Origin of the sequence: Sulfuriflexus sp. (genome assembly GCF_032250955.1) — a bacterium.
Lineage (GTDB): Bacteria > Pseudomonadota > Gammaproteobacteria > AKS1 > AKS1 > Sulfuriflexus.
The window spans coordinates 1-5136 of record NZ_JAVVES010000107.1 but is presented as its reverse complement, the minus strand read 5'-3'; the positions used below and the strand labels follow the sequence as shown (position 1 = coordinate 5136).

At 53.9% G+C, this 5136-nt stretch carries 5 protein-coding genes and 1 tRNA gene; all 6 read right to left on the bottom strand.

All coding sequences use genetic code 11. The features are described 5' to 3' along the window. Positions 1-193: 193 nt before the first annotated feature. The gene (pheS, locus tag RQ738_RS13095) at positions 194-1231 is read right to left on the bottom strand and encodes a phenylalanine--tRNA ligase subunit alpha (RefSeq protein ID WP_314165742.1); all 1038 of its coding nucleotides are present in this window, start codon (positions 1229-1231) and stop codon (positions 194-196) included. Positions 1232-1354: 123 nt separating this feature from the next. Next, entirely contained in the window at positions 1355-1708 is a 354-nt protein-coding gene (gene rplT / locus RQ738_RS13090) for a 50S ribosomal protein L20 (RefSeq protein ID WP_314165741.1), read from the bottom strand. Between the two features lie 11 nt (positions 1709-1719). Next, positions 1720-1917 (bottom strand): 50S ribosomal protein L35, encoded by a 198-nt coding sequence (gene rpmI / locus RQ738_RS13085; RefSeq protein ID WP_314165739.1) that lies wholly within the window; start codon positions 1915-1917, stop codon positions 1720-1722. Positions 1918-2034: 117 nt separating this feature from the next. Next, the gene (gene infC, locus RQ738_RS13080; RefSeq protein ID WP_314165744.1) at positions 2035-2553 is read right to left on the bottom strand and encodes a translation initiation factor IF-3; all 519 of its coding nucleotides are present in this window, start codon (positions 2551-2553) and stop codon (positions 2035-2037) included. Positions 2554-2556: 3 nt separating this feature from the next. Then, positions 2557-4482: a threonine--tRNA ligase gene (gene thrS / locus RQ738_RS13075; protein WP_314165738.1), complete on the bottom strand. Its 1926-nt coding sequence runs from the start codon at positions 4480-4482 to the stop codon at positions 2557-2559. Positions 4483-4855: 373 nt separating this feature from the next. Beyond that, a tRNA-Val gene (locus RQ738_RS13070) sits at positions 4856-4932 on the bottom strand. Between the last annotated feature and the right edge of the window lie 204 nt (positions 4933-5136).

Genomic DNA, 5136 nt, shown 5'->3' with positions numbered 1-5136 from the left:
GCGCATCTATCAACCTGTTTACCCTATTTATCCGAAACTTACCGATTGTCAGGCTTATGTTAACGGGACAGCAGTGTCAAAATATATTTATTTCGATATCCTTTGCGTTCTTTGCGCCTCCGCGCGATGCACACGGATGTGCATGTGTCGCGTAGTGCATGGACGCACGAGAGCGCCCCTCTGCGTTGGGCCGTTATCTAAACTGCTCCAGAAACCGCAAATCGTTCTCGAAGAACAATCGTAAGTCGTTCACGCCGTAGCGCAACATCGCCAGTCGCTCCACCCCGAGACCGAAGGCAAAACCGGTATATTTTTCGCTATCGATACCAACATGCTTTAACACATTCGGGTGCACCATGCCGCAGCCCAGTACTTCCAGCCAACCCGTATGACTGCACACGCGACAACCTTCCCCACCACACATCACGCATTCGATATCGACCTCGGCGGAAGGCTCGGTAAACGGAAAATAAGATGGCCGGTAACGCAGGGCGAGATCTTTCTCGAAAAACTTCTGCAGGAAATCAACCAGCAAGCCTTTCAAATCGGCAAAACTAACATTCTCATCGACCATAAAGCCTTCCACCTGGTGGAACATCGGCGTATGCGTCAAGTCAGAATCGCAACGGTAAACACGCCCGGGCGCAATCACACGCAGCGGCGGTTCATTGTTTTCCATATAGCGGATCTGCACCGGCGAGGTATGTGTGCGCAACAACAGCTTTTCGTTCTCGCTCAGGGACTCATCCATGTAGAACGTGTCGTGCATCGCGCGGGCCGGATGGTGCGCGGGAATGTTCAGCGCTTCAAAGTTATGATAATCATCTTCGATTTCACGGCCTTCGGCGATCTCAAAGCCCATTTGCACAAACAGGTCTTCGATGCGCTCCATCACCCGTGTTACCGGGTGCAGACCGCCACTGCGCACCCCGCGCCCGGGCAAACTGACATCGATCTTCTCGGCTGCCAGCTGCGCCTCCAGCGCCGCCGACTGCAGACTGTTCCTGCGTGCCTCGATGGCCTCCTGCACCTGCTGCTTGGCATCGTTGATCGCCTGCCCGGCCTGTGGGCGTTCCTCGGCCGATAGTTTGCCCAGCTGTTTCATCTGCGCAGTGAGTGAGCCTTTCTTGCCCAGGTATTGCACGCGGACATCATCCAGCGCCTGCAAGTCAGCGGCCCCGGCAACGGCTTGCTGTGCTTCGGCAACAATCTGTTTGAGTTCAGTATTCATGTTCTGCTTTTTGTTTTGAGATTCGCTTACTGAACCCCATTCATTGGAACGCATAAAAAAAACAGGGGAAAGACTTAAGGCCTTTCCCCTGCTGTATTCTACAATCTGATACTACAGTCTGACTTACAGGGCGGCCTTGGCCTGTTCGGCAATCGCCGCAAAACCTGTCTTATCGAATACTGCAATATCCGCCAGCACCTTACGATCGATTTCGATCTCGGCCTTCTTCAGGCCATTGATCATACGACTGTAAGACAAACCACATTCACGTGCTGCCGCATTGATACGGGCAATCCACAGTGCACGGAACTGGCGCTTCCGCTGACGACGGTCACGGTAAGCATACTGACCTGCCTTGGTAACGGCCTGGACGGCAACACGGTATACATTCTTGCGACGACCGCTATAGCCCTTGGCAAGTTTAAGAACCTTGTTATGACGTGCACGAGCGAGCGTGCCGCGTTTTACTCTAGCCATAATTCCTCTCCTTAAACGTAGGGCAACATGCGGCGGATAGATGCCACATCGTTAGCGTGAACCATTTCTACAGAACGAAGGTGACGCTTGCGCTTCGTGCTCTTCTTGGTGAGGATATGACGGTGGTGTGATTGCATGCGCTTGAAACCACCCGAGGCGGTTTTCTTGAAGCGCTTTGCGGCACCACGATTTGTTTTCATCTTAGGCATTGTCTACAGACTCCATTTACTGCATCTGACTTCGCATTTTCATTTGGCTTTCGCCATTCCTACAACAAGCGTTTAACTGGACACCTGGACCGACAAAGTCCGGCGGACAGTAGCTTGCTACTTCTTCTTCGGAGCGATGACCATCACCATCTGACGACCTTCCATCTTCGGAAACTGCTCTACTGAACCGTATTCCGCAAGGTCTTCCTCGACGCGCTTGAGTAAATCGCGGCCGAGGTTCTGGTGAGCCATTTCACGACCACGGAAACGCAATGTCACCTTGGTCTTGTCTCCCTGCTCCAGAAAGCGCTTCAGGTTGCGAAGTTTTACCTGATAGTCGCCCACTTCTGTTCCAGGCCGGAACTTTACTTCCTTCACCTGGGATTGTTTCTGCTTCTTGCGCGAAACCTGCTGTTTCTTGCTGGCTTCGAACCTGAATTTGCCGTAATCCATGATTCGACAAACGGGTGGTTCTGCGGCGGGCACGATCTCAACGAGATCCAGACCCGCTTCTTTAGCCTTCTCGAGCGCCTCCGCTATCTTTACGACCCCTACCTGCTCGCCTTCCTCATCAATCAGGCGGACTTCCGGAATTGTAATGTCTTCATTGAGACGCGTCTTCTTATCTATAGCGATACTTTATTCCTCCAAAGATGCAACACCGCGACTCGCGTTCTCTGTGGCAAGGCGTTCTGCAAAGGCGTCGATAGACATCGAGCCCAGATCCTCGCCACCGCGCGTACGTACGGCAACTGCATTATCTTCAACTTCGCGATCCCCCACCACGAGGATGTACGGGACGCGCTGAATTGTGTGCTCGCGGATTTTAAAGCCGATCTTCTCATTTCTCAAGTCCGAAATGACCCTGAGGCCCTGTTTTTTCAAGGTTTCTTCAACTTTACGGGCATGATCGGCCTGATTATCGGTAATATTGGTCACCACGGCCTGGATTGGCGCCAGCCAGACCGGGAATGCCCCGGCATGGTGCTCGATAAGAATACCGATAAAACGCTCCAGCGAACCCAGAATGGCCCGGTGCAACATGACCGGCACCTGCTTGTCGCCATGTTCATCTATATAGGTAGCATCGAGGCGACCCGGCATCGAGAAATCAACCTGGATGGTGCCGCATTGCCAGACACGGTCGAGGCAGTCCTTGAGGGAAAACTCGATCTTCGGGCCGTAAAAGGCGCCCTCGCCCGGCTGCAAATCCCACTCCAGACCCTTGGCGTTCAGGGCACGCTCGAGGGAATGCTCGGCCTTGTCCCAGCTCTCATCCGAACCCACGCGCTCTTCCGGCCGCGTCGAGAGCTTGATGATAATGTCCGTAAAGCCGAAGTCCGCGTAAACCTTGAACAGCAGGTCGATAAAGGTGCTGACCTCCGCCTGGATCTGGGCCTCGGTACAGAAGATGTGCGCGTCGTCCTGGGTAAAGTTACGCAGCCGCATCAGGCCGTGCAGGGTGCCGGAGGGCTCGTTGCGGTGGCAGGAGCCGAACTCGGCCATGCGCAGCGGCAGGTCACGGTAGCTCTTCAGGCCCTGGTTAAATATCTGGATATGGCACGGGCAGTTCATCGGCTTGACCGCATAATCGCGGTTTTCCGCGTGGGTCGTAAACATCATGTCCTGGAACTTGTCCCAGTGGCCGGATTTTTCCCACAGGCTGCGATCCACTACCTGCGGCGTATGCACTTCATCGTAGCCGTTCACATCCAGCACGCTGCGCACATAATCGACCACGCTCTGGTACACCGACCAGCCCTTCGGGTGCCAGAAAATCATCCCCGGCGCCTCTTCCTGGGAATGGAAGAGATCATGCTGCCTGGCCAGCTTGCGATGGTCACGCTTCTCGGCCTCTTCCAGGCGGTGCAGGTAGGTCTTCAGGTCTTTCTTGTTGGCAAAGGCGGTGCCATAGATGCGCTGCAGCATCTCGTTACTGGAATCACCACGCCAGTAGGCCCCGGCGAGCTTGGTCAGCTTGAAGGCCTTGAGCTTGCCTGTCGAAGGGACATGCGGGCCGCGGCACAGGTCGGTGAAATCGCCCTGTTTGTAAAGAGAAAGCTGCTCGCCGTGGGGGATGCTCTCAATGATCTCGGCCTTGTAGACCTCGCCCATATCGGCAAAGAAGGCAATGGCCTCCTCGCGCGACATGACACGACGGCTGACCGGAATATCTTCCCTGGCCAGTTCGGCCATCTTCTTCTCGATAGCGGCCAGGTCTTCCGGGGTAAAGGGCCGTTCATAGGCAAAATCGTAGTAAAAACCGTTCTCGATCACCGGACCGATGGTGACCTGCGCCTCGGGGAACAGGCTTTTCACGGCCTGGGCCAGCAAGTGCGCGGTCGAGTGGCGGATGATCTCCAGGCCTTCCTCGTCACGCTCGGTGATAATAGCCAGCTCGGCGTCATCCTCGATGACATGCGAGGCATCAAACAGCTGCTCGCCGATCTTGCCCCCAAGGGCGGCCTTGGCCAGGCCCGGACCGATATCGGCGGCCACATCAAGAATGGAGACAGGCTGGGAAAATTCGCGTTGACTACCGTCAGGTAGAGTAATGACTGGCATGTTAAACCCCTTTTTCAGTGGCGACCCCTACCAAAGGCCGCGTGCAGGATATATGTAAAATCACACTAAGTAGGTTGGATTAGAACGCATGGAATGCGATCGTAATCCAACGTGCCCATCTCAATATGGACACCGTCGGATTACGCTACGCTAATCCGACCTACGTAAACAAAAACAATGACAAAATATGGTAGTCGCGAGTTGCCTTGATTTCACTGAAAGTGAAATAAGGTACTCATAATGAAGCCTATAAGGCTTCTTTGAGCTTGCCCTACGGGCCGCGCTGTGCGCGTTCAAAATCGCTCCAGGCGATTTTGTCGAACTTCGTTCTCATCCACTCACGACAAAATTCAATGGAAGAAGTTCTCTAAATTGGTAGTCGCGAGTGGATTCGAACCACCGACCCCCACCATGTCAAGGTGGTGCTCTAACCAACTGAGCTACGCGACTAAAATCAGACAGGAGGGCATTGTATAGCTTCGAGAAATTTTGTCAAAGCACAATATAAGGGCCCCACATGAGCCAAGGCATATAGCCTGGCCAGGCAGAAGCGCTCTCATAGATTTACATATAAATTCACACTGCTGTCCCGTTAATTCCCTCTCCCTTCGGGAGAGGGTTAGGGTGAGGGGATTTAGATTCGATAACACCTTG